25 protein-coding genes are annotated in these 25,415 nt (G+C 68.6%); 16 read left to right on the plus strand and 9 right to left on the minus strand.

Going from position 1 to position 25,415, the window contains the following annotated elements; translation table 11 throughout:
- Nucleotides 1–3 precede the first annotated feature (3 nt).
- The gene (locus FHW94_RS02335) at nucleotides 4–1,392 is read left to right on the plus strand and encodes a glycosyltransferase family 39 protein (RefSeq protein ID WP_168554167.1); all 1,389 of its coding nucleotides are present in this window, start codon (nucleotides 4–6) and stop codon (nucleotides 1,390–1,392) included.
- A gap of 41 nt (nucleotides 1,393–1,433) precedes the next feature.
- Here FHW94_RS02335 and FHW94_RS02340 read toward each other — a convergent pair whose 3' ends face one another.
- The 4 genes from FHW94_RS02340 to FHW94_RS02355 are packed head-to-tail and all read right to left on the minus strand — an operon-like array spanning nucleotide 1,434 to nucleotide 4,917.
- Nucleotides 1,434–2,105 (minus strand): DUF2238 domain-containing protein, encoded by a 672-nt coding sequence (locus tag FHW94_RS02340; protein ID WP_168554168.1) that lies wholly within the window; start codon nucleotides 2,103–2,105, stop codon nucleotides 1,434–1,436.
- Nucleotides 2,098–3,222: a glycosyltransferase family 2 protein gene (locus FHW94_RS02345; RefSeq protein ID WP_168554169.1), complete on the minus strand. Its 1,125-nt coding sequence runs from the start codon at nucleotides 3,220–3,222 to the stop codon at nucleotides 2,098–2,100. The genes FHW94_RS02340 and FHW94_RS02345 overlap by 8 nt, the downstream gene beginning before the upstream one ends.
- 12 nt (nucleotides 3,223–3,234) lie before the next feature.
- Nucleotides 3,235–4,290, minus strand: a complete 1,056-nt coding sequence (leuB, locus tag FHW94_RS02350) for a 3-isopropylmalate dehydrogenase (protein WP_168554170.1) — start codon at nucleotides 4,288–4,290, stop codon at nucleotides 3,235–3,237.
- 12 nt (nucleotides 4,291–4,302) lie between these two features.
- Nucleotides 4,303–4,917 (minus strand): recombination protein O N-terminal domain-containing protein, encoded by a 615-nt coding sequence (locus tag FHW94_RS02355; RefSeq protein WP_168554171.1) that lies wholly within the window; start codon nucleotides 4,915–4,917, stop codon nucleotides 4,303–4,305.
- A 106-nt stretch (nucleotides 4,918–5,023) separates the two neighbouring features.
- Between FHW94_RS02355 and apaG the strand changes: the two genes are divergently transcribed.
- From apaG to FHW94_RS02370, 3 genes are all read left to right on the plus strand, one after another.
- A complete protein-coding gene (gene apaG / locus FHW94_RS02360) occupies nucleotides 5,024–5,422 on the plus strand; it encodes a Co2+/Mg2+ efflux protein ApaG (protein WP_168554172.1) in 399 nt (132 codons plus the stop codon).
- A gap of 25 nt (nucleotides 5,423–5,447) precedes the next feature.
- Entirely contained in the window at nucleotides 5,448–6,287 is an 840-nt protein-coding gene (locus FHW94_RS02365; RefSeq protein ID WP_168554173.1) for a LysR family transcriptional regulator, read from the plus strand.
- A 204-nt stretch (nucleotides 6,288–6,491) separates the two neighbouring features.
- Nucleotides 6,492–8,447, plus strand: a complete 1,956-nt coding sequence (locus FHW94_RS02370) for an EAL domain-containing protein (RefSeq protein WP_246865853.1) — start codon at nucleotides 6,492–6,494, stop codon at nucleotides 8,445–8,447.
- A gap of 40 nt (nucleotides 8,448–8,487) precedes the next feature.
- Here the strand turns inward: FHW94_RS02370 and FHW94_RS02375 are convergent, their stop codons facing one another.
- On the minus strand, nucleotides 8,488–9,756 hold the full coding sequence (locus FHW94_RS02375) for a multidrug effflux MFS transporter (protein ID WP_168554174.1): 1,269 nt from the start codon (nucleotides 9,754–9,756) through the stop codon (nucleotides 8,488–8,490).
- Between the two features lie 85 nt (nucleotides 9,757–9,841).
- On the opposite strand from FHW94_RS02375, the gene dinB reads away from it, so the two are divergent.
- Nucleotides 9,842–10,981 (plus strand): DNA polymerase IV, encoded by a 1,140-nt coding sequence (gene dinB, locus FHW94_RS02380; RefSeq protein WP_168554175.1) that lies wholly within the window; start codon nucleotides 9,842–9,844, stop codon nucleotides 10,979–10,981.
- On the opposite strand, the gene FHW94_RS02385 is transcribed toward dinB, so the two are convergent.
- On the minus strand, nucleotides 10,970–11,455 hold the full coding sequence (locus FHW94_RS02385) for an NUDIX domain-containing protein (RefSeq protein WP_168554176.1): 486 nt from the start codon (nucleotides 11,453–11,455) through the stop codon (nucleotides 10,970–10,972). The two genes, dinB and FHW94_RS02385, sit on opposite strands and share 12 nt — an antisense overlap.
- Before the next feature lie 185 nt (nucleotides 11,456–11,640).
- Between FHW94_RS02385 and FHW94_RS02390 the strand changes: the two genes are divergently transcribed.
- The 7 genes from FHW94_RS02390 to gspM are packed head-to-tail and all read left to right on the plus strand — an operon-like array spanning nucleotide 11,641 to nucleotide 19,326.
- Nucleotides 11,641–12,372, plus strand: a complete 732-nt coding sequence (locus FHW94_RS02390) for a type II secretion system protein N (protein WP_168554177.1) — start codon at nucleotides 11,641–11,643, stop codon at nucleotides 12,370–12,372.
- Entirely contained in the window at nucleotides 12,369–14,570 is a 2,202-nt protein-coding gene (gene gspD / locus FHW94_RS02395; RefSeq protein ID WP_349237421.1) for a type II secretion system secretin GspD, read from the plus strand. Before FHW94_RS02390 ends, gspD begins: the two co-directional genes overlap by 4 nt.
- Entirely contained in the window at nucleotides 14,567–16,048 is a 1,482-nt protein-coding gene (locus FHW94_RS02400) for an ATPase, T2SS/T4P/T4SS family (RefSeq protein ID WP_168554178.1), read from the plus strand. Before gspD ends, FHW94_RS02400 begins: the two co-directional genes overlap by 4 nt.
- Complete coding sequence (locus FHW94_RS02405; RefSeq protein ID WP_168554179.1) at nucleotides 16,045–17,256, plus strand: type II secretion system F family protein; 1,212 nt, start codon at nucleotides 16,045–16,047, stop codon at nucleotides 17,254–17,256. The genes FHW94_RS02400 and FHW94_RS02405 overlap by 4 nt, the downstream gene beginning before the upstream one ends.
- 3 nt (nucleotides 17,257–17,259) lie before the next feature.
- Nucleotides 17,260–17,760 (plus strand): type II secretion system major pseudopilin GspG, encoded by a 501-nt coding sequence (gene gspG / locus FHW94_RS02410; protein WP_168554180.1) that lies wholly within the window; start codon nucleotides 17,260–17,262, stop codon nucleotides 17,758–17,760.
- Between the two features lies 1 nt (nucleotide 17,761).
- Nucleotides 17,762–18,841 (plus strand): hypothetical protein, encoded by a 1,080-nt coding sequence (locus tag FHW94_RS02415; protein WP_168554181.1) that lies wholly within the window; start codon nucleotides 17,762–17,764, stop codon nucleotides 18,839–18,841.
- On the plus strand, nucleotides 18,838–19,326 hold the full coding sequence (gspM, locus tag FHW94_RS02420; RefSeq protein WP_168554182.1) for a type II secretion system protein GspM: 489 nt from the start codon (nucleotides 18,838–18,840) through the stop codon (nucleotides 19,324–19,326). Before FHW94_RS02415 ends, gspM begins: the two co-directional genes overlap by 4 nt.
- Here the strand turns inward: gspM and FHW94_RS02425 are convergent.
- The 3 genes from FHW94_RS02425 to nhaA form a co-directional block, all read right to left on the minus strand.
- Nucleotides 19,307–19,750: a hypothetical protein gene (locus FHW94_RS02425; protein ID WP_168554183.1), complete on the minus strand. Its 444-nt coding sequence runs from the start codon at nucleotides 19,748–19,750 to the stop codon at nucleotides 19,307–19,309. The genes gspM and FHW94_RS02425 overlap by 20 nt on opposite strands.
- A gap of 133 nt (nucleotides 19,751–19,883) precedes the next feature.
- Entirely contained in the window at nucleotides 19,884–20,339 is a 456-nt protein-coding gene (locus FHW94_RS02430) for a DNA starvation/stationary phase protection protein (RefSeq protein WP_168554184.1), read from the minus strand.
- Between the two features lie 98 nt (nucleotides 20,340–20,437).
- Nucleotides 20,438–21,628 carry a Na+/H+ antiporter NhaA gene (gene nhaA, locus FHW94_RS02435; protein WP_168554185.1) on the minus strand — a complete coding sequence of 397 codons (1,191 nt, stop codon included), beginning with the start codon at nucleotides 21,626–21,628 and terminating at the stop codon, nucleotides 20,438–20,440.
- A gap of 104 nt (nucleotides 21,629–21,732) precedes the next feature.
- Here nhaA and FHW94_RS02440 point away from each other — a divergent pair, with 104 nt between their 5' ends.
- The 4 genes from FHW94_RS02440 to FHW94_RS02455 all read left to right on the plus strand — a co-directional run bounded on the left by FHW94_RS02440 (nucleotide 21,733) and on the right by FHW94_RS02455 (nucleotide 25,319).
- Nucleotides 21,733–23,160 (plus strand): glycosyl transferase family protein, encoded by a 1,428-nt coding sequence (locus tag FHW94_RS02440; RefSeq protein ID WP_168554186.1) that lies wholly within the window; start codon nucleotides 21,733–21,735, stop codon nucleotides 23,158–23,160.
- Nucleotides 23,157–23,564 carry a hypothetical protein gene (locus FHW94_RS02445; RefSeq protein ID WP_168554187.1) on the plus strand — a complete coding sequence of 136 codons (408 nt, stop codon included), beginning with the start codon at nucleotides 23,157–23,159 and terminating at the stop codon, nucleotides 23,562–23,564. Before FHW94_RS02440 ends, FHW94_RS02445 begins: the two co-directional genes overlap by 4 nt.
- Nucleotides 23,565–23,643: 79 nt before the next feature.
- Nucleotides 23,644–24,558 (plus strand): sulfite exporter TauE/SafE family protein, encoded by a 915-nt coding sequence (locus tag FHW94_RS02450; RefSeq protein ID WP_168554188.1) that lies wholly within the window; start codon nucleotides 23,644–23,646, stop codon nucleotides 24,556–24,558.
- Nucleotides 24,555–25,319, plus strand: a complete 765-nt coding sequence (locus FHW94_RS02455) for a TIGR02186 family protein (protein ID WP_168554189.1) — start codon at nucleotides 24,555–24,557, stop codon at nucleotides 25,317–25,319. The genes FHW94_RS02450 and FHW94_RS02455 overlap by 4 nt, the downstream gene beginning before the upstream one ends.
- Nucleotides 25,320–25,415: the final 96 nt, after the last annotated feature.

Genomic DNA, 25,415 nt, shown 5'->3' on the forward strand with positions numbered 1-25,415 from the left:
TGCATGAACCAGCCCATTCCGCTGCCGCCGCGCGCGTCCGAACCCGATCCGATCCGTGGCGTGCTGGCCATCGTGGCGGTCTTTGCCGTGCTGGTGTTCTGGCGCCTGGGCACGCCATCGAAGATCATGTTCGATGAAGTGCATTACCTGCCTGCCGCGCGGCACTTGATCGCGCTGTCCAGCCGGCTCAATCCCGAACACCCGCTGCTGGGCAAGGAATTGATCGCGCTGGGCATGATGCTGTTTGGCGACAATCCGTTCGGCTGGCGGTTCTGCAACGCGCTTTATGGCGTGATCGGGCTTTACGGTGCGATCCGGGCGTTCTGGTGGGCCAGCCTTTCAGGCCGCGGCACCCTGCTGTTCGGCGTGTTCCTGGCGACCAATTTCATCTGGTTCGTGCTGTCGCGCATCGCCATCCTCGACATGGCAATGGCCGCTTCGCTGGCCCTGGCCTTCTGGCAATGGGCGCTGGCGGCGCGCAAAGGTGCGCGCGTGCACCTGGTGCTGGCGGGCCTGTTCATGGGCCTGTCGATGGGCGGCAAGTGGAACGGCGTGCCGCTGATGGTCTTTCCCGGCCTGTGGTATGCCCATGCGCGTTGGCGGGCCAGTGCGGGGCAGGCCAGCGCGGGGCAGGCAAGCGCAGGCCGCCCGCATCGCGCCCTGGCCTGGTTGGTCGGGCGTGCCGGCGGCCCGGTGCCGGGCGTGTGCCTGATCGAGGCTGCACTGTGGCTCGGGATCTGGCCGGTGCTGGTCTATTTCGCCACGTTCACGCCGGCGATGTTCTATGCGGTCAATCCGCTCAGCCCCTGGCACCTGGTGGAATGGCAGCAGACCATGCTGAAATTGCAGGACAGCGTGGTGAAGCCGCACCGCTACATGAGCCACTGGTACCAGTGGATGCTCAACGCGCGGCCGATCTGGTTCTTCTATGAAAAGTGGGACGGCGCCCAGCGCGGCGTGCTGATGATCGGCAATCCCTACACGATGTGGGCGGGGCTGCCCGCGCTGCTGTGGTGCGCGGCAGACGGCGCGATGGCGCTGGCCCGCCGCAGCCTGGCGCTGCCGGGCAAGTGGTGGCCCACCGGGCGTGATCGCCTGTCGGCGCTGAGCGGCATGGTGGCGCTGTTCTACGTGGGGTCGCTGTTCTTCTGGGCGATCAATGGCAAGCCGGTCCAGTTCTATTACCACTACCAGCTTGCCGCCGTGTTCCTCGACGCGGCGCTGGCGCTGGTGCTGGCGCAGCTCTGGCGGCGGGGTCTGCGTTGGCCGGCCTGGACCAGCCTGGCCCTGGCCTTGCTCGGTTTCGTCTATTTCTTCCCGATCCTGGCGGCCTTGCCCTTGCCCAGCGTCAAGTCCTTCCGCCTCTTCACCTGGATGCCGGTGTGGAAGTGACGGGCATTTCGGCCGGGCAGGGGTACTAAAAACCAGTTGTCTCAATCCGTTCGGGCTGAGCCTGTCGAAGCCCTTTTCGACGCCATGCGCCGCGCCACGATGACCGCCCCCGCCACGATCGCGCCGGCGCTGGCGCAGGCCATGTCCTTTTGCGAATCCCACAGGTCGCCCTGCTGCCCGTTGTAGGCATCGGCATCCGTGGTGGCCATGATCACGGTCAGCAGCCATTCGAAGATCTCGTAAAGGCAACTTCCCGCCATCACGAATTCCACCGCGACATAAAGCGACAGGCGCGGCCCCACGCCGCCCTGCCGCATCAGTGCCTGGCGGATCGGGTGGACCATCAGCAGGCCGAACGCAAAGTGCACCAGCCGGTCATAGGAATTGCGCGGCAGGCCGAGCAGCCGGTTGGGGCTGGGCAGGGCCAGCTCTTGCGCCCAGCGTTCATAGGGTACGTAGGAATAGATGTATTTCCCGCCCAGCGCATGCAGGGCGAGGAACGCGCAAAGGCATGCCACGGCCGACGTGGGTTGCGGGCGGCGCCAGGCCCATATGGCAACGCCGCCCAGAATGGCTAGCGTGGGGCCATTCTGCAGCGGCGCATAATAAGGATAAGGTGATGTCAGCAGGCAATAGACCGTCCAGATGCCGGTTGCCGCCACGATTGCCAACTGCAAGCGGGGCAGCGCACCGGCACCGGAACCATCACCCATACTTGCCCCACACGAACTTGCTCGACAGCGCGAAATTCCACACCGAGGCGAGCACGATGCCCACCAGCGCGGCCGAGATCGGATGGAAGCCGACGCGCACCAGCGCAGTGGAGACGCCGATGTTGGCGAGCATGCCGAACGCGCAAGTGGCGGCGAATTTCAGCCAGCCGCGCGTGAGCGGCATGAACCCGCGCAGCCGCTTGTCGGCATAGGTCAGTTCGTTGTTGAGCACGAAGTTGAAGGTCATCGCGGTCAAGGCAGCCAGGGTCTGGCCGACGATGAACGCCGCTTCCTTGGGATAGTGGCTGAGCGCGAATTCCGCGCCGAACAAGTGCAGCACCACATAGAGCACGGCCAGGTGCACCAGTGCGCCCAGCGCGCCGACCGTGCCGAACAGGGCAAAGCGGGTGGGGATGATGCGGCCAAGCCACTTGTCGTAAAGGCCGATGAGGAATTCAAACACGACGGTACGGTCCAGTTTCGATTCGCCTTCGGCCCGGGCGGCGAAGTGCAGGGGAAATTCCTTTACCCGCAGCGGCGCGTCAACCGTGGCGAGAATATCGAGCAGGATCTTGAAGCCCACGCCCGACAGACGGTGCGCATCGGCGCGCAGCACCGTGGCGGGCAGCATGAAGAACCCGCTCATCGGGTCGGTCAGCTGCACGCCCGTGACCTTGCGGGCGATGGCGTTGGCCAGGCCCGAGGCTTTCACCCGATCGGGCCGGCCCCAGGCTTCGGTGCTGGCCCCTTCGGCAAAGCGCGAGGCATAGGCCACGTCGCACTCGCCGCTGGTGATGGCGGCCAGCATCTGTGGCAGCAGCGCGGGATCGTGCTGGTGATCGCTGTCCATCACCGCCACGATCGGCGCGGCGGTGGCGCACATGCCCTCGATCGCGGCAGAGGCCAGGCCCCGCCGCCCGATCCGCTCGATCACGCGGATGCGCGGATCGGTGCGGCCGATGGCACGCGCCACATCGGCGGTGCCATCGGGGCTGTTATCGTCGACGAAGACCGCTTCCCAGGCGATGCCGGTGAGCGCCTTGTCGAGCCGTTCGACCATCGAGGCAATGTTCTTGCTCTCGTTGAAGGTCGGGAGAATGACTGCCAGTTGCAACATGGGGCGCAGCGCTTACAGCTTTGCGATCACGGCGTCACCAATTTCCGCAGTTCCGGCGGTGCCGCCCAGGTCGCGGCCCAGCACGCCATCGGCCAGAGTGGCGGCAACGGCTGCTTCCACGCGGTCGGCCGCATCGGCCAGGCCCAGCGAATGGCGCAGCAGCATGGCGGCCGAAAGGATCGTGGCCATCGGATTGGCCAGGCCCTGGCCGGCAATATCGGGCGCGGAACCATGGATCGGCTCATAGAGGCCGAAGGTGCCGTGCGCGGTCTGGCGTTCACCCAGCGAGGCCGAGGCGAGCAGCCCGATCGAACCAACGCACATGCTGGCCTGGTCGGACAGGATGTCACCGAACAGGTTGCCGGTCACCACCACGTCGAACTTGCCCGGCGCGCGCACCAGCTGCATCGCGGCGTTGTCGACGTACATATGTTCGAGCGCGACTTCGGGATATTCCTTGGCCACTTCCACGATCACGTCGCGCCACAGCTGCGAGGTTTCGAGCACGTTGGCCTTGTCCACCGAGCACAGGCGCTTGCCCCGGCCCAGCGCGGCGCGGAACGCGACATGGGCAATGCGGCGCACTTCGCTTTCGCTGTACGACATGATGTCATAGCCCTCGCGCTCGCCGCTGGCGGTCTGGCGGAAGCCCTTTTCGCCGAAATAGACGTCGCCGTTCAATTCGCGCACGATCAGCAGGTCGATCGCGCCGGCCACTTCGGGGCGCAGCGCGGAATGGCTTTCGAGCCCGGCAAAGACCTTGGCCGGGCGCAAGTTGGCAAACAGCGTCAGTTCCTTGCGCAGACCCAGGATCGCCTGTTCCGGCCGCAGGTGGCGTTCCAGCGCGTCGCAATCGGGATCGCCCACCGCGCCGAACAGGATGGCATCGGACGCGCGGGCCAGCGCCAGTGTCTCGGGCGGCAGGGGGTGGCCGCTGGCCTTGTAGGCGCTGCCGCCGACCAGCGCTTGTTCCATCGCGATGCCAAGGTCGAGTGCCTCGATCACGCGGACCGCTTCACGCGTCACTTCGGGGCCGATGCCGTCGCCGGGCAAAACCGCAATTTTCATGTTCTGGCCTTCTCAATCCGATCCGATGCGCTTCAGCCGTTCCAGCAGAATCGCGCGGGCCGCCATAACATCGCGCCGCCGTTCGGCAAGCAGTTGGCTTGCAATCGCCGGCCCCTGGGCATCCAGCCGGGCCAGCAGGGCGGGCCAAGTCTCGTTGGCAACGGGCAGGGGCGCCAGGCCGTGCCCGCCTTCGCGCAGCAGCAAGGCTTCATAGCCGGCCAGCGCGCGCGCCCAACCGCGTGCCGATGGCGCCAGGCAAATGGCATCGAGCAAGGCGACGAGCGCGGCATGGATCGCCGGCAGGGGCAAGCCCTCGGGCAGGGCGGCGGCGGTCAGCGCGCAGGCCCAGGCCAGGCCGGCGCTGGCCAGCGGCTCGCCCAGCCAGGGGCCGCGGCTGGCGATCAGTTCCACCCGCGCGGTGGGCAGGCGCGTATCGCCGCGCCGCGCCAGGTCTGCGGCCACCAGGTTTCCGGGGATCAGCACGGGGCGCAAGGTCCGCCCGCGCGCACCCGCCACATAGACCGCGACGAGTCCCGTCTCCTCGCCCAGCAGGCGCACCACCGCGCCGGTTTCCCCATGGGGCAGCACGGCGCAGACGATGAACGGGGGCGGTGGCTGGTCAGTCATCACATTCCTGCCTGTGCCGTGCCCGCCCTGCTGCAGCAAGGGCGTTGGCGCAGATGGTCCATTTCGGGCATTGGAACGAACGCCCAAGTGCGTTAGTCTGTGGCGGATGAAGCAGCTTTTCCAGCATGCCGCGATCACGCATGGCATCACCGTCCGGGTGGCGGTGAACTTTTTGCCTGAGCAATCGCGCGTGGCGGCCGGCAAGTGGTTCTGGGTCTATCACATCCGCATCGAAAACGATTCGAACGAGCCGGCCCAGCTCGTGACCCGGCATTGGCGCATCACCGACGGGCGTGGCCATGTCAGCTTTGTCGATGGCGAAGGCGTGGTGGGCGAACAGCCCCGGCTGGAACCGGGCCAGGCGCACGACTATGTCTCGGGCTGTCCGCTGGGCACGCCCACGGGCAGCATGGAGGGGCATTACACCATGCGCCGCGACGATGGCTCCTTGTTGGAAGTGGCCATCCCCTTCTTTCCGCTGGCCGCCCCGGCCACGGCCAATTGACCGCCAAGAAGAAGGCAATCACCTCATGAAGCGGACCCATCTCCCGCTCAACGGGCTGCGCGTGCTCGATGCCGCCGCCCGCCACCTGTCCTTCACCCGCGCTGCCGACGAACTGGCCGTGACGCCCGCCGCCGTTGGCCAGCAGATCCGCGCGCTGGAAGACCTTTTGGGCGTGGTGCTGTTCCGCCGCACGTCCAAGGGCCTGGAACTGACCGACGAAGCCGCCGCCGGCCTCGATGCCATCCGCGAAGGCTTCCTGCGCTTTGAAGAAGGCGTGCAGGCGATGCAGGCCGGCCAATCCAGCCACGTCTATACCATTGCCTGCCCGCGCGATTTCTTTGCCGCCTGGTTCAGCCAGCGCCTCGCCGCGTTCCGCGCCGAAAACCCCGCGCTGCGCTTTTCGCTGGTGGGCGGCGATGGCGACATCGACTTTACCGAGGCCAACCTCGATCTCGCCGTGCGCTGGGCCGAAGGGCCGGGCGAACTGGAAGGCATCCCGCTGGGCGCGCCGCAGACCGTGATCGTGGCCGCGCCCGGCTTTGCCGAAGGAAACCCGGAGAACAGTGTTGGCGCCAACAGCGACGGCGCGTGGATCGGCTGGCCGGGTGACCCGGTGCCGGCGGGCGAAGGGCGCGAAGTGGCCTTTTCGGTGGGCGATGCGGGCACCGCGATCAGTGCTGCCGCCGCTGGCCTGGGCAAAGCGCGCGTGCCTTTGCTGCTGGCCGAATATGCGCTTTCCACCGGCCGCGTGGTTGCGCTGGGCGAAGTGGAAAACGGCCGGCGTGGCTATTGGCTGGTAGCCCCCCTGCCGCAGTGGCGGCAGAAGAAAGTCAAGGCCTTGGTGGCGGCGCTGGCCGAGGGCTGACGGCGCCGGGCGCACTGGTTTCCGCGCGCGAGGGCAATCGCTTGGGTGGGCGCGCATACCACCTGTTAACTGCCTTGGCCCTATGGCCGCCAGATGGAAGTCCTTAGCGGAAACCCTCAGGCAGACTACGATGTGGAGGCAAGCCCAGCGCCAGTGCCGGGCAAGCCAACGCGCCGTCGCGGCCGAGGGCGGACGGCACGGGCATTGGTCGGTTCGGTCCTGGGCGCTTCGCATTGGCGCAGCCATCGTGGCGAAACCATGGTGGCGTCCTACGCCCACAATCTGTCGCGGCGCCTGCCGCTGCTGTCGCTGCTGGTGATCCTGGGCGTGGGCCTGGTGATCATGCGCTTCATCGGCACGGTCCACTGGCCGGTCTTGTTGCCGGGCGTGGCGATGATGGCCTTCGCCGCCGAGCGCGGCTGGCACTGGCTGCCTTCCCAGGTGGCGCAACGCCCCCTGGCGCGGCGGCGCAAGGATATCGTCACTTTGCCGATGAGCGTGGGGCTTTCGGCGCTGTTCGCCGTGTCGTGGGCGCTCTCGCTCTATTGCGTGGGCAACGATGCGCAGCGGGCGCTGGTGCGCGTGCTGCTCTCGGTGGTGTCGGTGGCGGGCGTGCTGGGCCTGGCCCATGCGCCCGCCGCGGCCCTGCGCCTGGCGCTGACCTGCACGGTGCCGGCTGCCATTGTCTACCTCGCCGTCGATGGGGCGGGGGTTTGGCCGGTGGTCGTGGTCCTGACGATGGCCAATCTCACCGTGCTGATGATGACGTTCGGCTTTCACGCCGATTTCGTGCGGCTGGAGCTGTCGCGTCAGCAACTTGCCCGGCGCGAACGGCTGGCCGCGCGGCTGGCGCAGACGAACTTTGAGCAGGCCTCGCGCGATCCCCTGACCGGCGGTCTCAACCGCCGCGCGATCCTGGCGCGGCTGGCCCAGGAAGTGACCCGGTACGATGCGCCGCAACCCTGGCTGGCGCTGCTCGATCTCGATGGGTTCAAGCATATCAACGACACCTATGGCCACGCTGCGGGCGATGACGTGCTGCGCGCGGTTTCGCGCCGCATCGATGCGATCGGCGGGGTGGTGGCGCATGGCCGGCTGGGCGGCGATGAATTCGCGATCCTGTTCGATGGCGCGCTCGACGGGCCGGGCGTGGCAGCGGCTGCCCATGCCCTGTCACAGGCGGTGCGCGCGCCCGTGGTGCACAATGGCGTTACCTTGCGCCTGCATGCGTCCACCGGAATTCACCGGATGCGGGGGGCCAATGCCGGGGCGGCGAATGTGGGCGGGCACGCCGTGGGGGCCTGCCTCGAACGAGCCGATGCCGCGCTCTACAAGGCCAAGAAGCGGGGCGAAGGCGCGATCGTTCTGTTCGGCCCGGAAGACGAAGTGGCCCTGCAGCATCGCAGCGCGATGACCCGCCAGTTCAACGGTTGCCGCCTGGATGACCGGCTGCGCCTGCTTTACCAGCCGTTCTACGATGTCGACAGCGGCGCCGTGCTGGGGTTCGAGGCGTTTGCCCGCTGGTCGCCCGATGGGCAGACCTGGTTGGCGCCCGGCGAATTCATGCACCTGGCCACGGCCACCGGCCGCACCGGCGAACTGACCCGCGCGGTGATCGCGCGCACTTTGGCCGAATGCGATGCCTGGCGGCGCGGGTTGACCGTGGCGATCAACCTCAGTCCGCGCGATGTCACCCGCGAGGGCGCGGTCGAATCGCTCGATCGCCTGGTGCGCGATGCCGGCGCGGACCCTGCCCGTTTCCTGCTGGAAATGAACGAAGCGGCGCTGCTGGCCGATCCGCGCCGCGCCCGCACCCAGTTGGAAGCATTCCGCGCCGCCGGCTTCCGCCTGGCGCTCGACGATTTCGGTGCCGGCTGGTCAAGCCTGTCGCAATTGCGCGATCTGCCGCTGGACATGGTCAAGATCGATCGCGGGCTGGCGGCCGCGCTGTCGAGCGATCCTGGCGCGCGGGCGATCGTGGGCACGATCGTGTCGTTCGCCTGGCAACTGGGCATCGAATGCATGATCGAAGGCGTGGAGGACGAAGCCCAGCTGGCCACCGCCCGCGCGCTGGGCATCCGCCTGATGCAAGGCTATCACCTGGGCCGGCCCGAGCGGGCCGACGTGGCCCTGGCTGCCATGGACCGCGCCGTGGCTTGATGCGGCAAGGTTGCGCTGGGTGCGAGGCTTTACGCCTGCGTCAGTGCACGTCCACCAGCACCCGCTCTCCGCCCGGCGGGATCAGGCGGCGAAACAGGCGGCCGCGTTCCGAGAACAGCACGAGGCCCAGCGACAGCAGGCCGCAGGTGACGAAGGCGATCGAGAGCGGACGCGCCGTGCCGTCGTAAACCTGGCCGATGGCGATGCCGATCAGCGAGCCGATCAGGGTTCGCATGAACATCTGCATCGAACTGGCAGCGCCCGCCGTGCGGGCAAAGGGCTGCAGCGCGATCGAGCTGAAATTGGCGCCGATGAATCCCATGGCGCAGATGTTGGCCGCCATCACCGGCATGAAGCGCAGCAGCGTCTGGTGCGGGCTGAACGCGAAGTGGACTTGCAGCAGGCTGAGGCCGATGCACGCCAGCAGCGCGGTCTGCGACACGCGCCGCGCGCCAAAGCGTTCGACGATGCGCGCGTTGAAGAAGTTGGAGAACGACAGCGACAGCGCCGTGGCCCCGAAGATCAGCGGGAAATAGCGCCCGGCGCCAAAGTGTTCGGCCACCAGCTGTTGCGAGCAGTTGATATAGCCGAACATCGCCCCGAACACGAGCGAGGCGCCCAGCACATAACCTGCCGATGAGCGCTCCATCGCCGAATTGGCCATGTTGCGCGCGATGGTGAGCGGCATGATCGCTTGGCGGTTGGCGGGATTAAGCGTTTCGGGCAGTCGCTGGAACACCCACACCCCCATGATCGCGCCCAGCACCGCCAGCACGCCGAAAATCCAGCGCCATCCGGCAAACAGCAGCACGAATTGCCCGACGCTGGGCGCCAGCATCGGCACCACCATGAACACCGTGGACACGGTGGACAGCGTGCGCGCCATCTGGTCCCCGGCAAAGCGATCGCGCACGATCGCTGCCGGCAGCACCGCCACCCCGGCGCTGGCCACCGCGTGGAGCGCGCGGAGAATCAACAAGCTATTGAAATCGGGCGCCATCGCGCAGCCCAGAGCCAGCACCACATAGAGCACGATGGTCACCAGCAGCACCGGCCGCCGCCCGTGGCGATCGGCCAGGGCACCGGGGATCAGCGCGCCCAATCCCGCCGAAACCAGGAACACGCCCACCACCAGTTGGCGGCGATTGGGATCGCTCACGCCCAGATCGGCGGCAATCTGGCCAAGGCCGGGCAACATGGCATCGATGGCCAGCGCCTGGAGCGCCATGAGCAAGGCCATCATGGCAATGAATTCGCGCCCGCCCAGCGCCTGGATCTGGCGCCGGCCGGCTGGATAGTTGGGTTGCATAACGATCCTATGGCAGGCGGGGGACGCCAATCCAAGGTTTTGTTGCAGCCTTTGCCAGGCCTTTGTGGCATGATCGCGTCGCGTCATGCCCGTGCCCGAACCTTCGATTTTCGATCCTGCCGCTGCCGATGGCGCCGATACGGCGCCGGGCCTGCGCAAGATCATCCATGTCGACATGGACGCATTCTATGCCAGCGTCGAACAGCGCGATGCCCCCGAATTGCGCGGCAAGCCGGTGGCGGTGGGCGGCAATGCCGCGCGCGGCGTGGTGGCGGCGGCCAGCTATGAGGCACGCGCCTTTGGCGTGCGTTCGGCCATGCCGTCGGCGCGCGCGGTGCAACTATGCCCGGACCTGATCTTTCGCCGCCCGCGCTTCGATGTCTATCGCGCAGTGTCGCAACAGATCCGCGCGATCTTCCTGGATTATACGCCCGATGTGGAGCCCCTCTCGCTCGACGAGGCCTATCTTGATGTGACGCGCGATGCGCGCGGGATCGGTTCGGCCACGCGCATCGCCGAATTGATTCGCCAGCGCATCCGCGCCGAAACCGGGCTGACCGCCAGTGCGGGGGTCTCCTACAACAAGTTCCTGGCAAAGCTGGCGAGCGACCAGAACAAGCCCGACGGCCTGTGCGTGATCCGCCCGGGCGAAGGCGCTGCGTTCGTTTCGGCGCTGCCGGTGGCGCGGTTCCACGGGGTGGGGCCGCGCGGGGCGGAAAAGATGGCGGCGTTGGGCATTGCCACCGGCGCTGACTTGCGCCGCCTCGACCTGGCCAGTCTGCGCCAGCATTTCGGGGCCCAGGCCGATTATCTCTATCGCGCCGCGCGCGGCATCGATCTGCGCGCGGTAACGGCCGATCGCCCGCGCAAGTCGGTGGGGGCAGAGCGCACGTTCGACCGCGATCTGTCATCGGGCACCGTTTTGCGCGAAACGCTGGAAACCATCATCGACCTGGCGTGGGAGCGCGTGGCGCGGGCCGACGTGACCGGGCGCACCGTCACCCTAAAGCTGAAATTCAAGGATTTTTCGGCAATGAGCCGGGCGCGTTCCATTTCCACCCCGGTGTCCAGCCGCGATACCCTGGCCGAGGTGGCGCGTGGCCTGCTCGACCAGGTGCTGCCGCTGCCGCAGCCGGTGCGGCTGATGGGCGTGATCCTCTCGGCGCTGGATGAGCCCGGCGAGGCGCCCGCCGTGGCGCCAGGGCAGGCCGAGCTACCGTTCTGAGGCTTGCCCCGTCTTATGCTGCCAAAGCGCGATCATCTCGCGCGTGGCCGGGCTGGTGGTGGGCGGCAGCGCATCGAGGGCAAAGAACGCGGCCTCTTCCAACTCGCGCCCGTCTGCGCGCGGGGTGCCGTAGGCCAAGCCGGCCACCAGGGCGATCTGGTTAAGCCAGCCGCCGCGATCGCGCAAGTGATCGGCAAAATGCACGGCTTGCGCCAGGGTGCAGCCGGTTTCCTCCGCCAGTTCGCGCGCGGCCGTGGCCACAGGGCTTTCCCCGCGCGCCAATCCGCCGCCCGGCAGCATCCATAGCGCGCTGTGGTGATAGCTGTGCCGCACCAGCAGGACATGCCCCGCCGCGTTGCGCGCCACCACCATGCAGCCCAGCACCGGCACTTGCCGCCAACGCCACCAGGCCACGCGCAACCGATGCGCCACGCGCAGGGCGGCACGGTGCAGCGGTTTGGGAAGCGCGATCATCGGTCAGATCCTAGGCGCTAGCGGAACCGAAATCGAGGCTTTCCCGCACTCTGGGCGCGGCAGACTGGATTACCCTGCGCCAGGCAAGGGGCAAGGCAATCATGGGCAAGCGGGCGCAAGGGATGCACGGATCGGGAGGGCGCATACAAGGGCTGGTTGCGTCGCGCGCCAGGCGGCCGCGCTCCATGTCGACCTCGCCCATCGCTGCGCGCCTGGCCGAAGTGGCGCTGCTGGGCAGTGCCGGGGCGCTGCTGGCGATGTTGTGCTGGGTCGTCCTGGCGCCGCTCGATTCTGCGGTGGCCGACGATGCGGGCGGGGCGATGGTGCTCGATGCCCCGGCGCGGGCCGGCCTGTTTGCCCAATTCGATCCATTTGCGCGTGAAAGTGACGGCGGCTCTGGCGATGCAGGGCCGCTGCGTTTGCTCGGCACGCGCTCCACGCCCGACGGGCAAGGCGGCAGCGCGATCCTCGCCGGTGCGGATGGCGTGCAGCATGTCGTGGCCCAGGGGGAAGAGGCATTGCCCGGCGTGCGCCTGGCGCAAGTGGCGTTCGATCACGTGGTGCTATTGCGCGCGGGCGGGCGGGTGACGCTATCGCTCGCCCCGCAGGACGGCACCGCGCCAGCGGCGGCACCATCCGCGCCGCATGAGCTTGCGCCGCAAGACTTGGGCGGCCGGTTTGCCCTGGTCACGGCTGACGGAAAACCCGCGCTTTCGCTCACCGGCGGGGCCGGGCAAAGCTGGGGCCTGCTGCCCGATGATCGCATCGTGGCGATCGGCGGCGCGCCGGTGCGTGGGCAGGAGGATGCCGCCCGGCTCGATGCTGCGATCGCGCAGGGCCGCGCCCTGGCCGTCACCGTGCGGCGCGGCGGGCGCGATCTGGCGCTGTCGCTGGGGTCGCAAGGGGGCGGGCAGTGAGGCGTGCGATCGGGTGGCGCGCGTGGCTGGCCTGCCTGGCGCTGCCGATCCTCGGGCTGGCCATGCCGCAGGCCGCGCAGGCGCAATACCGCCTCAACGTGCGCGAGGCCGATATGCGCGCGTTCATTGCCGATGCCGCCGAAGTGACCGGGCGTACGTTCATCGTCGATGCCCGCGTGGCCGGCAAGGTGAGCGTGGCGAGCGAGCGAACCTTGAGCGCCAGCGAATATTTCGAGGTATTCCTGGCCACCTTGCGCGCCAATGGCCTGGTGGCGGTGCCCACCGGCAACGGCGCATTTCGCATCCAGCCGGTTGAAGGCGCGGCCAGCCAGCCGACCGGCATCCCGCGCGGCGGCGCGCGCAACCAGATGGTCACCGAAGTGATCCGCCTGCACGCCGCCGACGCCGCCCAGGCGCTCGACACGCTGCGCCCGCTGGTCAGCAAGGATGGCTCGCTCACGGCCAACAAGGCCGGCAATTCGCTGGTGGTGGTCGATTATGCCGATAACGTCGCCCGCATCCGCGCGCTGGTGCGCCAGATCGACCAGGACCGGGCCGCGGTGTTGACGATCGACCTTGCCCATGCCGGTGCGCGCGAAGTGGCCACCGCGCTGACCCAACTGGTCGCGGCTGGCGAGGGCGGGCGCACCCCGGCCAGCGTGGTGGCGGTGGACAGCGCCAATGCCGTGGTGCTGCGCGGCGATCCGCCCACGCTGGCTCGCCTGGCCGAAGTGGCGCGGCGGCTGGACGCGCGCGCCGGGGAAGGTGGGGCGATCCGCGTGCTGTGGCTCGACCATGCCGATGCCGCGTTGCTGGTGCCGGTGCTGGAGCGCCTGGTCGGTGGCAGCGGCGGGGAAGCCAGCGCCGGGTCGGCCGCGCCGGTTTCGCTGGGTGGCATGGGCGGCGCAACTGGTGCATCGGGCGCCAATCCCGCCGCTGGCCCGCCGCTTTCTGCCGGGCAGGGCAACGGCGCCCCGGCCAATCCATCGGGTGGCACCATGGGCAGCCTGGGCAGCGGGCCGATCCGGCTGGACGGCGGGCGCGGCACCGCCACGATCACACGCTATCCCGGCGCCAATGCCGTGATCATTGCCGCCCCGGCGGATGAACAACGCCGCCTCTCCGATCTGGTCCACGCGCTCGATCTGCCGCAGCAGCAGGTGCTGGTGGAAGCGATCATCGTCGAAGTGTCTGACGACGTGGCGCAAAAGCTGGGCGTACAGATGCTGATCGGGGGCAAGGACGCGCCCTTTGCCGTCACCAGCTTTTCCAACGGCGCGGCCAATATCCTCGATCTGGCTGGCGGGCTCTATGCCGATCGGCTGGACCAGACGACCACCGTGATCAACGGCGCGACGGTCACCACCTCCACCACCAGCGCGACAGCCGATCTCCTGCGCCAGAACGCGGCGCAGGCGGCGTTGGGTGCGCGTGGGGGGATTGCCGGTTGGGCCACGACCCTGGGCGGTTCGGGCTTCTTCGGCACGCTGATCGATGCCGTGCGGGCGGACAACAATTCCAACGTGCTGTCCACCCCGCACATCGTCACCAACAACAATGTCCCGGCGTCGATCCTGTTCGGCAAGGAAATCCCGGTGGCGACCGGAGAAGCGCTGTCCAATTCGCTGTCGGGCGCCTTTCGCACCATCGCCCGCCAGAACGTGGGGATCGAACTGGATGTGACGCCGCAGATCAACGCCGGCAACGCCGTCCGGCTCGATCTGCGCCAGCAGGTAAGTTCGGTGGCCGGGCCGGTTTCGGCCAGCAACGGCGAACTGGTGGTCAACAAGCGCGAGATCCGCACCACCGTGACCGTGGGCGATGGCGAGATCATCGCGCTGGGCGGGCTGCTGGACGATGCCGAGCGGCGCACGCTGGAAAAGGTGCCGCTGCTGGGCGACGTGCCGCTGCTGGGCGAACTGTTCAAATCGCGCAGCAAAAGCCACGTGAAGACCAACCTCATGGTCTTCATCCGCCCCACGATCCTGCGCGGCGGGGCCGATCGCGCGGCGCTGACCGCGCGCCGGATGGAGGCGGTGCGCGGCGCGCAGTCGGCATTCGCACCGGGCCGCGAACCTTCGATCGATGAACTGGTGGAGGATTACCTGGGCGCGGCACGCCCCCGCACGCCAGCGCCCGGTGACATGGTGATCACGCCGCCGCCGCGCGCCGGCGCCGTGGGGGAGACACGGCCATGATGTTCGGCGGCGATGCGGCGCCGGCCTGGCGCCCGGACTATGCCGTGGCGCGCGATCGCGGCTTCCTGGTGGAAGGGCATGGGCCAGGCGGCCTGGCCGTGGTGCTGCGCGAGGATGCCAATGCCCTGGCCCTGCTGGAACTGCGCCGGGTGGCGGGGCCGATCGCCAGTTGGCGGCGCGTGGCCCCACCCGCGTTCGAGGCGCTGCTGGCCCAGGCCTATGCCGATGGCGCGGCCGCGGCTGCCGATGCCCTGGTGCGCGAGGATGCGCAGCCCGCGCTGGACCTGCCCAGCGCCGAAGACCTGCTGGGCAGCACCGACGACGCGCCGGTGATTCGCCTGATCAACGGCTTGCTGGCCGAAGGGTTGCGCCAGGGCGCGTCGGACATTCACCTTGAGCCCTATGAGCAGGCCTTGGTCGTGCGCCTGCGCCGCGACGGGCAGCTGGCCGAGATGCTGCGCCTGCCCGCCCATGTCGCGCCGATGCTGGCCAGCCGGATCAAGGTGATGGCCCGGCTCGACATTGCCGAGCGGCGCCTGCCGCAGGATGGGCGCATGGCGCTCGATCTGGCCGGGCGGCTGGTGGACGTGCGCGTTTCCACCTTGCCCTCGCGCGCGGGAGAGCGGGTGGTGTTGCGCCTGTTGGACAAGGCGCGCGCCGGGATCGATCTGGTCGCGCTGGGCCTCGATCCCGCCGCAGACGCGGTGCTGCGCCGTGCGCTGGCCCAGCCCAACGGTATCGTGCTGGTCACCGGCCCGACCGGATCGGGCAAGACCACCACGCTTTATGCCGCGCTGGGCCTGCTGGGCGATGGCACGCGCAATATCCTGACCGTGGAAGACCCGGTGGAATATGCGGTGGACGGCGTGGGGCAAACGCAGGTGAACCCGCGCCTGGGACTGACCTTTGCCGCAGGCCTGCGCGCGATCCTGCGGCAGGACCCCGACGTGGTGATGGTGGGCGAGATCCGCGACGCGGAAACCGCGCAGATCGCGGTGCAGGCGGCACTGACCGGGCACCTCGTGCTGGCGACGGTTCACACCAACGATGCCGCCGGCGCGGTGACCCGGCTGCGCGACATGGGGGTGGAGCCGTTCCTGCTGGCCGCCACGCTGCGCGCGGTGCTGGCGCAGCGGCTGGTGCGGCGGCTGTGCCCGCAATGCCGCAGGGCCGAAGCGGTGCCACCGCGTCTGGCTGCGGCGCTGGCGCTGGAATTCGGCGCCATGGCCATGGTCGCGCCTGGTTGCGATGCTTGCGGCCAGACCGGGCATGCCGGCCGCATCGGCGTGTTCGAGGCACTGTGGGCCGACGATGGCCTGCGCCGCCTGATCCATGACGATGCCGATGAAGATGCGCTGGCGGCCCATGCGTTTGCAGCGGCGCCGCGCCTTGCCGATGCCGCTCGTGCGCTGGTGGTGGCAGGCAAGGTGAGCGCGTCGGAGGCTGCCCGCATCCTGCGCCAGGACCAGGGCGGATGACGCCGGCCTTTCTCTATCGCGCGGTCGATCGCCAGGGGCGCGAGCGGCAGGGCCGCATCGCCGCGCCCGATGCGGTCAGCGCGCAGGCACGCCTGGTGGCGCAGCACTGGCAGGTCATGCGGATCGAGCCCGCACCGGCAGTGGCACGGGCACCCGGGCGGCTCGGCCTGCGCAGCCGCGCACTGTTGACCCGGCAACTGGCCGCGCTGGTGGCGGTGAGTCCGGTGGAAGAAGCGCTGCGCACCATGCTGAGACAGGCCGGCAGCACCCGCGAAGGCGCGGTGATCCGCGCTGTGCACGCCGGGGTGTGCGAAGGGCTTTCGCTGGCAGAGGCGCTTGCCCGCGCACCGCACGCCTTTCCCCCGGTCTATCGCGCGATGGTGGGGGCGGGGGAAAGCGCCGGGCGCCTGCCCCAGATCGCCGCGCGCCTGGCCGACCTGATCGAACGGCAGGCGCAGGTGCGCGCGCGCTTGGCCGGTGCGCTGGCCTATCCCGCGGCGCTGGCGGTGGTGGCGATTGCCGTGGTGACCGGGCTGATGGTGGCAGTGGTGCCGCGCGTGGTGGAACAGTTTGACGCCGCCAGCCGGCAATTGCCGTGGCTGACGCGCATGGTGATCGGCCTTTCGGACTTTCTCGCCGCGTGGGGCTGGGCCGTGCTGGCCACATTGGCGCTGGCGGCGGTGGGTTTTGTTCGCGGCCTGGCATGGCCGCCGTTTCGCGCGGCGGTGGATGGCGCGCTTTTGCGCCTGCCACTGCTGGGGCCGCTGTGGCGCGATGCCCAGGCGGCGGCCCTGGCACAAACCCTGGCCACCATGATCGCAGCGCGCCTTCCATTGCTCGACGGCCTGCGTCTGGCCGCGCAGACCGCGCAAAATACCCTGCACGCGCGTGCTCTGGGCCAAGTGGCGCAAGGCGTGCGCGAGGGCGGCAGCCTGGCCGCCGGCTTGGCCCAGGCCGAGTTGGGCCGCGCCGGGCTGTTTCCCCCGCTGTTGGTGGCGATGGCCGCCAGTGGAGAGGCATCGGGCCAGTTGGGCGCCTTGCTCGAAAGCGCGGCCGACGCGCTCGATCGCTCGTTCGAAGCGGCCGCTGCCACCGCGCTCGCCCTGCTGGAGCCGGCGATCATCGTGGTGATGGGGGGCATCGTGGCGCTGATCATCCTCGCGATCCTGCTGCCAATCCTGCAATTGCAAACGCTTACCGGAACCTGATCGATGGTTGTCTCTTCCGCTTCCCGCCGCGCCCCTTTTGCTGTGCCCAACGGGTTCAGCCTGGTGGAACTGATGGTGGTGATCTTCATCCTGGGTCTGCTGACCACGGTGGTGCTGATCAACGTGTTGCCCAGCCAGGATCGCGCCATGGTGGTAAAGGCGCAGAGCGACATCGCCACGCTGGAGCAGGCGCTGGAGATGTTCCGGCTGGACGAAGGCGTCTATCCCACCCAGGCGCAGGGTCTGGCCGCGCTGCGCCAGCCGCCACCCGATCTGCCGGTGCCGGAAACCTGGCGCAAGGGCGGCTATATCAACGACTTGCCCAAGGACCCTTGGGGCCGGCCCTATATCTATCGCGTGCCCGGTGCCGATGGGGCGCCCTTTGCGATTTTGTCGCTCGGCGCCGATGGCCAGGCGGGTGGCAGCGGCGCGGCGGCCGATGTGACATCGGCCGGCCAGGCTGCGGCGCCCGCGGCGGGCACGGATGGCGGCAAGGGCAGTTGACATGCCGGATGCCGGGCTGATCCTGCTCTTGCCCGAAGACGGCGGGCCGCCATGCGCCGGCTGGCGCGTGGCCGATGGGGTGGCGCAGCCGCTTTCCCCAGGCGAAGCCTTGCCCGCCATGCCCGGCTGCGTGACCGCGCTGGTGCCGTCGGGCGCGGTGCCAGTGCTGGTCCAGCCGTTGGAGGCCACGGCCACCCCCGCACAAACCCTGGCCCTGGCGCGCCTGGCGGCGCAGGACGGCGCCTTGGCTGCCGGCAGCGAGGCGGTGGCTGCGCTGTCCGAAGGGCAGGTCTTGATCGCGCTGGTCGATCCTGTTCGCCGTGCAGCGTGGCAGCAGGCGGTCTCGGTCGCGACCGGCCAAGTGGCCGATGCCCTGGTGCCGGCGGCGCTGGTGCTGCCGCCGCCAGCGCCGGGCACGGTGCACTGCGCAACGCTGGGCGGTGTGGATATGGCCCGCACTGCGACGGCGGCCTTCGTGGCCGAGCCGCCGCTGTGGCAGGCCTTGCTTCCCGCCGACGACCGGGTGGTGCGCTGTGACGCGTCGGTTCTGGCCGAGCGCCTGGCGCAGGGCCACGCGCAACCTTGGATCGACGTGGCAGACCATGCCGCCCACTGCGCGCCTTGGCCCATGCGGCGGCTGGCGCGGCTGGCTGCTCTCGTGGGTGTTCTGGCCCTGGCCGTGCCCGTGGCGCAGATTGTGCGCTGGCGCACCGACAGCGTGCGGATCGTGGCGACGGCGGTCGCGCAGGTGCGCGCGCGCCATGCCGACGTGACGGACCTGGCCGGGGCGGAACGCGCCGTGCGCATCGATCGGATGCAGCAACAGGCCGGCGCCGATGGTTGGGCGCCACCCACCGCTGCCTTGTGGCAAGCGCTGCGTGCTGCGCCGGCGGTACGGCTGGCGGCGCTGGCCCATCAGGAAGATGGCGCCTTGCGTTTCACCTTGGCCGCGGGCGATGCGCCGGCGATCGATGCGGTGTTGCTGGCGCTGCAACGCGATGGCTGGCGGGTGGCACAGCCGCCGGTGCCGGTGCGCGATGGCGCGGGGATCGTGGCCACGGTCACGATGCGCGCGCCGTGATCGCGCGGGTGCAGGCTTGGTTTGGCGCGCTGACCGGGCGAGAGCGGGGCATGGTGTCCCTCGCGCTTGCTCTCGCGCTGCTCGTCGGGGTGGGGCAGGGCGTGCTGCTGCCGCTCCGCCACGCCTGGCTTGCCGCGCGCGACGATCATGTCTTGGCCTTGGCGCGCAGCGCGCGCCTGCTGCGCCAATTGGCCGAAACGCAGCCGCGCGCGCGCATCACGTCCCACCCCGATGCAGCACGCCTGATGGCCGGTGCCGCGCGCACTGGCGTGCGGCTGCAGCCGCCCGTGCCACAGGGGAACGGCTTTGCGCTTGCCGGGCAGGGGCCAAGTGCCGCCGTGCTGGCCTGGTTGGAATCCCTTCGCGATCAGGGCCTGATGGTACGCCGCGTGGCGCTGGTGCCGCTGGCGGAAGGGGGCGTTTCATGCGAGGCGCGCGTGGTGCCGGCGGGGGGCTTCGACAGGCTCAGCCCGAACGGGGAGTGATGGCGGGTTGTGGTGGTTGGCTGCCGTCTGACATTGTATCGAACCTGGCTTCCCCAATCTGGCCTTGGTTCTTCGATGCGAAGCGGAAGGCCACGATCGCGAGCAAAATGGTCGCAATCAAAATCATCGCTGGAACTGCATAGCCCGAAGCTGAGGTTGCGTTACTGGCGGTTGTCCCTATCGCCACGGCCCCGGTGGCGACTATCACTCCCACGGCACTTTGAGATGGTGTTGGCTCTTTTTGTGGATGATTTTTGCGGGACCGCCAGTCCAAAATCATGCCAATGCCCCACAGCATCAGGTAGGCTATCCAGCAGGCGCTAAATATAGCGGGCCGAACCGAGATAAGCTTGAAGGAAGAGGCTAGCCACACGCTTCCTGTTAGGAAGGTGATCGCTGCAAGCGCGCGTCGCCATACCGTCATAGTTGCCTCCTTGGCGGGACATTGGCCCTTCGCCGCGATGTCCGCAAGTGGGGCGTTAACAGCCCTCCCGCACCAAAAAGGCCCGCCGCGCAAACGATGCGCGGCGGGCCTTTGGCATTCGGCAGCGGATGGTTCAGGCCAGAATCTGGCTGAGGAACCACACGCGCTGCTGGGCCTGGTCGGTCCAGTCGTCGGCTGCGCCTTCGGTGGCGTTGTCGCCGGCTTCGGTGGCGGCGGCCTTAACCGCGCGGATGGTTTCGACCAGGGCAGCGTTGTCGTCGCGCAGGGCCTTGACCATGTCCAGCGCGTCAACCTTGGCGCGGTCATCGTCCTTGACGCTGGTCTTGGCCGCGATGGCGCCGATCGAGGTCAGCGTATTGCCGCCGTTCTTGCGCACGCGTTCACCCACGATGTCGGTCAGGGCGAAGATCTCGGCAGCCTGCTCGTCGAACAGCAGGTGCAGATCGCGGAACTGCGGGCCGGCCACGTGCCAGTGATAGTTCTTGGTCTTGAGATAAAGCGCGAAATAATCGGCAAGCAGCCCGTTCAGGCTGTCGATCAGCGCCTTGTTTGCGTTGTCGCCCGGCATGGTAAACCCCTTTCCTTTGCTTGGCTTTGCGCTCTCATACGCCACAATCGTGCGAAAGTTTCATGCAATTGGTGGCTTGGACATATCGATTTTCCCGATCACGGCAGGCGCGCCGGCGCCATTCTCAGCACGAGCGCGCCGGCCAATGCCGACAGCAGCGATCCGCCCAGAATGCCCAACTTGGCCTGCTCCACCAGGTCGGGATCGGCCGGGAACGCCAGCGCTGCGATGAACAGGCTCATGGTAAAACCGATGCCACACAGCAGCGCCATGCCCCAGATGTGCAGCACCCCCGCGCCCGCTGGCCGGGGTGCCAGGCCCAGCCGCTCTGCGCCCAGCACGGCGCCCAGCACGCCAGCCTGCTTGCCCAGGAACAGCCCGGCGGCAATCGCCAGTGGCAACGGCGCGAGCACGCCGGCCAACCCGGCCTGGCCCAGCGCGACACCGGCGTTGGCCAGGCCGAACAGCGGCACCACGACAAAGCCGTTGAACGGCACCAGGCCGTGTTCCAGCCGCAGCAGTGGGCTGTCGCCATGGCGATCGAGTTTCATCGGCACGGTCAGCGCGGCCAGCACGCCCGCGACGGTCGCATGGACGCCCGATTGCAGCACGCAGACCCACAGCAGGACGCACAGTGCGGCATAGGGAGCAACGCGACTCACCCCCGCGCGATTGAGCGCCAGCAGCACGCCGAACACCGCCGCGGCACCCGCCAGCCAGGCCCAGGCGACGCCCGAGGTGTAAAAAAACGCGATCACGAGCACCGCACCCAGGTCATCGACCACGGCCACGGTCAGCAGAAACAGGCGGATCGACGACGGCACGCGGCGTCCGATCAGGGCCAGCACGCCCATGGCAAAGGCAATGTCGGTGGCCGCGGGAATGGCCCAACCGCGATGCAGCATGGATTGCCCCTGGCTTACCGCCAGGAACACGATTGCCGGAACCGCCATGCCGGCCATTGCCGCCAGCACCGGCAAGCGCCGCCGCCGCGCGTCGGACAGCGCGCCCGAAACCGTTTCGCGTTTGATCTCAAGCCCCACGACGAAGAAGAACACCGCCATGAGGCCGTCGTTGATCCACGCGTGCACGGTATCGAGCTTGGCCAGGGGCGCGGCAGGCAGCGGCGTGTGCAATGCGGCATGAAAAGCATGGTGCAGTGGCGAATTGGCAAGGGCGATCGCGAGTGCAGCGCAGGCCAGCAAGAGGATGCCGGGTGTGGCTTCGTGGCGCATAAGCCGGCGCCAGGGCGACCGCGGCCGAGAGGGAGAACCGCGCTTTTCCGCCATATCCGAATCATTCCTGATGGTTGGTAGCGTTGCCACGGGCCCCGCTGACCCGTAATTTGCCAGTGGGGTTGTTTGCCGTCAAACGGGGTGGGGGCAAATTGGGTATGATATCGCTGTCCACAGTCTGGCTGTGGCTGGACATGTTGCAGCGCGAACTTCTGCTTTTCGCGGCAGTGTGGCTGGCCATCGGAGCCTGCGAGGAGTGGGGAATAGACGCGCTGTGGGCCTGGCTTAGGGCCACGGGCCGCACACGCACCGCGCACCTGCCGCAAGGCTGGGCCGCACGGGCCGATTGGCATGCCCGCGGGGCGCGTGGGGGCGCGCTGCGCGGGGTGGCGGCGGTGTTCGTGCCGGCCTGGGCCGAAGCGCCGGTGGTGGCCACGATGGTGGAGCATTGCCTTGCGGCCTGGCCGCATGCGGACCTGCGCCTCTATGTGGGGTGCTATCGCAACGATCCGGAAACGCTGGCGGCAGTGATGCGCAGCGCGCACGATCCGCGCCTGCGCATCGTGGTGCACGATCGTGACGGCCCAACGACCAAGGCGGATTGCCTCAACCGGCTTTACGCTGCGCTGCTGGCGGACGAGGCACGGAGCGGTGCGCGGGTGCGCAGCGTGATCGTGCACGATGCGGCCGACATGGTGCATCCCGGCGCGCTGGGCCTGCTCGATGCGGCGCTCGACCACGCCGATTTCGTGGCCCTGCCGGTGCGGCCCGAACCGCAACCGGGATCGCGCTGGATCGCCGGGCACTATTGCGACGAATTTGCCGAATACCAGGCCAAGACCATGGTCGTGCGCGGCTGGCTGGGCGGTGGGTTGCCGGCGGCCGGGGTGGGCTGCGCCATCGCGCGCCCGGCGATTGCCGCGATGGCAGCGCTGGGTGCCGACGCGGCCGGGCGCGGCGGCCCCTTTGCCGCGGACAGCCTGACCGAAAACTATGAATTCGGACTGGCCCTGGCCGAAATCGGCTGCACCTCGCGGTTCTTGCTCGTGCGCGACGAGGCGGGCCAGTTGATCGCCACGCGCAAGTTCTTTCCCGCGCGGCTGGACGCCGCGCTGCGCCAGAAGACGCGGTGGATGCACGGCATTGCCCTGCAGGGCTGGGACCGCATGGGTTGGCGGGCCAGCCTGCCGGACTTGTGGATGCGGTTGCGCGATCGGCGGGGGCCGATGGTGGCGATGGTGCTGGCAGTGGTCTATGCCTTGCTGGTCCTGACCCCGATCCTGTCGCTGGCGCGCAGCCATGGCCTGGTGCCCGTGCACCGGCGCGATCCGGCGGTCACCGCGCTGCTCGTCTTTGATGGGGTGGCGATCGCCTGGCGCATGGCGCTTTGCGCGCTGTTCACCGCACGCGAATATGGCCTGGCCGAAGGGCTGCGCGCCATCGTTCGCATCCCCTTGCGCCATGCGATTGCCATCGTGGCGGCGCGGCGCGCGGTGACGGCCTATCTTGCCACGCTGAACACCGGCACCGTCACCTGGGACCACACCGCCCATTGCGCGGTGCCAGCGCAGGCCGCGATCGCATGATCGGCTGGGGCTCTGGCACCGGCACCGGCACCGCCTGCCGTCGGCGGGGCCGCCCGCTGCGCATGCTGGGGCTGCTGCTGGGTGGCTGGGTGGCGCTGCGCCTGGTCATGCTGTGCCTTGCCGTGCCGGCAGGCGCAGACATCGCCCCGCCCTGGCATACCGGCCGCGCATCGATGCTGGCGGTTCGCCCTGCCGGCGGGGATGGGGCGCAAGGGCGCTATCCCGCCCATGGCCGGGCGCGGCGCAACACCGGCGCGCGCCCGGCGGCGGCGCACGAGGAAAACCTGCTCACGGTTTCGGCACGCATGGCCGATTTCCAGAATCGGCATCCGGCGGCGCGCACCTGGCATGCCGGGCTGCTGGCCTTGCTGGACGAAGACCGGATGACGCGGCTGCGCAATTGAACGCGCGGCGCCAATTTTCGTGGCGGTACGCATCGGCGGCGGTTCCTTTGCCTCGCCACCTGCGCTAGGACGATGGGCGATGGATGTGTACCTTCCCATCGCCAACCTGGCGGTCAACGGCCTTGTGATCGTGGGGCTTGGCGCGTTGACCGGGCTGTTATCGGGCATGTTCGGCGTGGGCGGCGGATTCCTGACCACGCCACTGCTGATCTTCTATGGCGTGCCGCCGACAGTGGCTGCCGCCTCTGCCGCCAGCCAGGTGACCGGCGCCAGCGTTTCTGGCGCGTTTGCCCATGCGCGACGCGGGGGTATCGATTATCACATGGGCGCCGTGCTGGTGGCCGGCGGCGTGCTGGGTACCGGGATCGGCGCGTTGCTGTTCCGGCTGCTCCAGGCGCTGGGCCAGATCGATACGGTGATCAATATCCTCTATGTGCTGCTGCTGGGCGGCATCGGCGGATTGATGGCGCATGAAAGCCTTTCGGCCCTGCGCGCGCAGCGACGCGGGCTCGCCCAGCCGGCGCGGCGCCGGCGGCACCATCCGCTGGTGGCCAGCCTGCCGCTGCGCTGGCGGTTCTATCGCTCAGGCCTGTATATCTCGCCCCTGGCGCCGCTCTTGCTGGGCATGGCCACCGGCATCCTGACCATGTTGATGGGCATTGGCGGCGGGTTCATCCTGGTGCCGGCGATGCTCTATATCCTGGGCATGAGCACCAATGTGGTGGTGGGCACATCGCTCTTCCAGATCCTGTTCGTGACCATGGCCACCACGATGATGCACGCGCTGACCACCCATGCGGTGGACATCGTGCTGGCCGGGCTCTTGCTGGTGGGCTCCGTTTCGGGCGCGCAGGTTGGCGCGCAATTCGCGCAGAAGGCCAAGCCCGAGCAGTTGCGCCTGATCCTGGCGGTGATCGTGCTGGGCGTGGCGCTGCGCATGGCGCTGGGGCTGGGCTATCGGCCCGACGAAATCTTTACGGTGGTGCCGCTGTGAAGCGGAACCTGGCGCTGGCGCTGATCGCCCCGGCTGCCCTGCTGCTGGGCGGCGCGCGGGCGCCGATCCTGGTGCCGGAAATCTCGCAGCACAAAGTGGAAGTGCGGCAGGGGTTTACCGGGGCGGACCTGTTGCTGTTCGGCGCGATCCTTGATCCGGGTGGCACGCGGGCGGCGCAGGATTACGATATCGTCGTGGTGCTCAAAGGCCCGGTGCAATCGATCGTGCTGCGTGAAAAGCGCAAGGTGGCCGGCATCTGGATCAACGCGGCGAGCAGCGAGCTGCGTTCAGCGCCCAGTTTCTTTGCCATCGCTTCGTCGCGCCCGGTGCGCGAGATCGTCGATGACAAGACTGCCGCGATCTATGAACTCGGGCTCGATCGCCTGCAGCTTTCGCCGATCGGGGCGATCGATCCGGCGCGCCAGCGGCACTTTGCCGATGGCCTGGTCGATCTGATGCAGCGCCAGGGCCTTTATCGCGAGGACGGCCATGGCGTGACGATCAGCGGCCAGGTGCTGTACCAGGCGCGCATCACGCTGCCCTCGCAAGTGCGCACCGGGACCTATACGGCCGAAACCTTTGCCATCCGCCAGGGCCGGGTGATCACCTCGGCCGTGACGCGGGTGGACGTATCGAAGCAGGGCTTCGAACGCTTCGTGGCCGACCAGGCCGAAGGCAACGGGCTGCTCTATGGCCTGTTTGCCGTGGTGGTGTCGGTGGCGATGGGCTGGATCGCCGGGCGCCTGTTTGCCCTGGTGTAATGCCGTTCCCGGCCTGGCGGCGGGTCTTTAGCCCAAAATTAACCCTGTGCCCCCTAGCCTGCCGCGCAACAACGGGTTGGGGCAACAACAGGCATG

It is taken from the genome of Novosphingobium sp. SG720, from assembly GCF_012275365.1.
Lineage (GTDB): Bacteria > Pseudomonadota > Alphaproteobacteria > Sphingomonadales > Sphingomonadaceae > Novosphingobium > Novosphingobium rhizosphaerae.

Bases quoted from the DNA above. Each gene is read 5' to 3' on its own strand.
- FHW94_RS02440 (WP_168554186.1), top strand. From the start codon at position 21,733: ATGATATCGCTGTCCACAGTCTGGCTGTGGCTGGACATGTTGCAGCGC.
- FHW94_RS02415 (WP_168554181.1), top strand. From the start codon at position 17,762: ATGCCGGATGCCGGGCTGATCCTGCTCTTGCCCGAAGACGGCGGGCCG.
- FHW94_RS02385 (WP_168554176.1), bottom strand. From the start codon at position 11,455: ATGATCGCGCTTCCCAAACCGCTGCACCGTGCCGCCCTGCGCGTGGCG.
- dinB (WP_168554175.1), top strand. From the start codon at position 9,842: ATGCCCGTGCCCGAACCTTCGATTTTCGATCCTGCCGCTGCCGATGGC.
- FHW94_RS02365 (WP_168554173.1), top strand. From the start codon at position 5,448: ATGAAGCGGACCCATCTCCCGCTCAACGGGCTGCGCGTGCTCGATGCC.
- gspG (WP_168554180.1), top strand. From the start codon at position 17,260: ATGGTTGTCTCTTCCGCTTCCCGCCGCGCCCCTTTTGCTGTGCCCAAC.
- FHW94_RS02335 (WP_168554167.1), top strand. From the start codon at position 4: ATGAACCAGCCCATTCCGCTGCCGCCGCGCGCGTCCGAACCCGATCCG.
- FHW94_RS02450 (WP_168554188.1), top strand. From the start codon at position 23,644: ATGGATGTGTACCTTCCCATCGCCAACCTGGCGGTCAACGGCCTTGTG.
- nhaA (WP_168554185.1), bottom strand. From the start codon at position 21,628: ATGGCGGAAAAGCGCGGTTCTCCCTCTCGGCCGCGGTCGCCCTGGCGC.
- FHW94_RS02425 (WP_168554183.1), bottom strand. From the start codon at position 19,750: ATGACGGTATGGCGACGCGCGCTTGCAGCGATCACCTTCCTAACAGGA.
- FHW94_RS02355 (WP_168554171.1), bottom strand. From the start codon at position 4,917: ATGACTGACCAGCCACCGCCCCCGTTCATCGTCTGCGCCGTGCTGCCC.
- FHW94_RS02445 (WP_168554187.1), top strand. From the start codon at position 23,157: ATGATCGGCTGGGGCTCTGGCACCGGCACCGGCACCGCCTGCCGTCGG.
- leuB (WP_168554170.1), bottom strand. From the start codon at position 4,290: ATGAAAATTGCGGTTTTGCCCGGCGACGGCATCGGCCCCGAAGTGACG.
- FHW94_RS02375 (WP_168554174.1), bottom strand. From the start codon at position 9,756: ATGCAACCCAACTATCCAGCCGGCCGGCGCCAGATCCAGGCGCTGGGC.
- FHW94_RS02405 (WP_168554179.1), top strand. From the start codon at position 16,045: ATGACGCCGGCCTTTCTCTATCGCGCGGTCGATCGCCAGGGGCGCGAG.
- FHW94_RS02390 (WP_168554177.1), top strand. From the start codon at position 11,641: ATGTCGACCTCGCCCATCGCTGCGCGCCTGGCCGAAGTGGCGCTGCTG.
- FHW94_RS02345 (WP_168554169.1), bottom strand. From the start codon at position 3,222: ATGTTGCAACTGGCAGTCATTCTCCCGACCTTCAACGAGAGCAAGAAC.
- FHW94_RS02430 (WP_168554184.1), bottom strand. From the start codon at position 20,339: ATGCCGGGCGACAACGCAAACAAGGCGCTGATCGACAGCCTGAACGGG.
- FHW94_RS02340 (WP_168554168.1), bottom strand. From the start codon at position 2,105: ATGGGTGATGGTTCCGGTGCCGGTGCGCTGCCCCGCTTGCAGTTGGCA.
- FHW94_RS02400 (WP_168554178.1), top strand. From the start codon at position 14,567: ATGATGTTCGGCGGCGATGCGGCGCCGGCCTGGCGCCCGGACTATGCC.
- apaG (WP_168554172.1), top strand. From the start codon at position 5,024: ATGAAGCAGCTTTTCCAGCATGCCGCGATCACGCATGGCATCACCGTC.